The following is a 2,059-nucleotide window of genomic DNA, read 5'->3' on the forward strand; positions in this document are numbered from 1 at the left end:
TCGTCCACGGCGTTTGCACGTTCGGAGTTCGACAGAGAGGCCGACTCCTCTCGGAGGCGGGTCTCTCAATCGGTCGCTCTACCGCGCAAACTACCTCGGAAGAGGTCATGCTTCGACATGTTTCGGTTGGAACCAGCTGTTGCCGAGCTCGATGGGCCTTTCACCCCTACTCTCGAGTCACGGGAGGGTATTGTAGGACACCAACCCTAACGGGCCTCCACGTGGCTTTCGCCACGCTTCACCCTGCTCCAGAGTAGATCGCTCGGTTCCGGGTCGTATCCCTTCGACTCCCCGCGCTTGAACACGGTGGGCCTGGCAATGCTGCGCCCCTATCGGTTTCCCTGCGCCTTCCCGGATAACCCGGTTAGACTCGCCAAAGAGATACACTCCCTAGTTCGTTTTTCAAAACGTACGACGGAACTTCGGCTCTCCTCTCGTCCTACTGGAGGGTCGCCCCTCGATCGTTTTGAGAGGAGCCTTTTAAGCCCCGTCGCTCTATCGCCGACTGGTTTCATGCCCTATTGCACCGCCCTTCTCGGGGTGCTTTTCAGCGTTCGCTCACGCTACTTGTTCGCTATCGGTCTCGAGGAGTGTTTAGCCTTCGCGGTCGATGCCCGCGACATTCACGAGGGATATCCAACCCCCGCTACTCTGGGTCTGGCGCACACTCTACTGGCCTACGATACGGGACTGTCGCCCTGTTTCGTGCTCTGTTCCAAGAGACTTCTCGTAGGCTGTCGAGTGCTGGTAGCCAGCCCGTACACCACATTTCCTTGCGGATTCGGTTTGGGCTGTATCGCGTTCACTCGCGGTTACTTACGACATCGCAGTTGCTTTCTCTTCCTGTCCTTACTAAGATGTTTCAATTCAGGACGTTCCCTATTGCGCAAAGCAATTGTAGAGGGATTCCCATTCGGAGATCCTCAGTTCTTCGCTTCCATGCAGCTCCCTGAGGCTTATCGCAGCTTGGCACGTCCGTCTTCGGCACTCGAGCCGAGCAATCCATCAGCCGGCATAGTAGCCGTCTGTCGGTAATCGTCTATCGTCGTTCCACTGCAACCCGTTGAACGGGTCCAGTGGGTGCCTGGACTACGCTTACACACGGTCGTCATCGCACGTCCCGTGGGTGTCACGGGAGCGTACGTCGGACCCTTCCCAGACGCGCTCTCGCGGTCTGGTGCATCGGTCGGTCTGGATTCCATCGTACTCCCGTCGGGCATATAACCCGCACGGTTTCCTTCTATCCGACATGGACTCGCGGGGATTCGAACCCCGGGCATCCTCCTTGCAAAGGAGGCACTCTCCCACTGAGCTACGAGCCCTATGGAGCCTTGGTAGTTCTAAGGTGCCCGGTCGAACCGGTGGCACCGAACGTGAAAGGTGGGTCTGCCCGAAGGCAGATCCCGGTCTGTGGAGGTGATCCAGCCGCAGATTCCCCTACGGCTACCTTGTTACGACTTAAGCCCCCTTGCGGAGCCCAGATTCGACCTGTTGAACAGGCCTCATCCGGACCCCACTCGGGTGCTTTGACGGGCGGTGTGTGCAAGGAGCAGGGACGTATTCACCGCGCGCTTGTGACACGCGATTACTACCGAATCCAGCTTCATGCGGACGAGTTGCAGTCCGCAATCCGAACTACGACCGAGTTTCTGAGATTACCGCTCCCTCTCGGGGTTGGAACCCATTGTCTCGGCCATTGTAGCCCGCGTGTTGCCCAGCCCATTCGGGGCATACTGACCTACCGTTGCCCGTTCCTTCCTCCGTGTTGGCCACGGCGGTCTCCGTACTGTCCCCAGCTACTGTGAAGTACTGCTGGCAAGTAGGGATGCGGGTCTCGCTCGTTGCCTGACTTAACAGGACGCCTCACGGTACGAGCTGACGGCGGCCATGCACCACCTCTCTACGGCATCGTGGTGAGGTCATCAACCTGACCGTCATCACCGTAGTCGGGGCTGGTAAGGTTACCGGCGTTGAGTCCAATTAAACCGCAGGCTCCTCCGGTTGTAGTGCTCCCCCGCCAATTCCTTTAAGTTTCATCCTTGCGGACGTACTTCCCAGG

Annotated in this window: 1 tRNA gene and 2 rRNA genes; all 3 read right to left on the reverse strand. The window is 58.4% G+C overall.

Features of this window, described 5'->3' with window-relative positions:
• Positions 1-1,030 (reverse strand): 23S ribosomal RNA (locus tag EP28_RS14445); the annotation flags it as partial.
• 220 nt (positions 1,031-1,250) lie between these two features.
• Positions 1,251-1,322, reverse strand: a tRNA-Ala gene (locus EP28_RS11405).
• Between the two features lie 89 nt (positions 1,323-1,411).
• Positions 1,412-2,059: ribosomal RNA gene (locus EP28_RS11410) — 16S ribosomal RNA — on the reverse strand; the annotation flags it as partial.

It is taken from the genome of Halorubrum sp. BV1 (genome assembly GCF_000746205.1).
In the GTDB taxonomy this organism is placed as follows: domain Archaea; phylum Halobacteriota; class Halobacteria; order Halobacteriales; family Haloferacaceae; genus Halorubrum.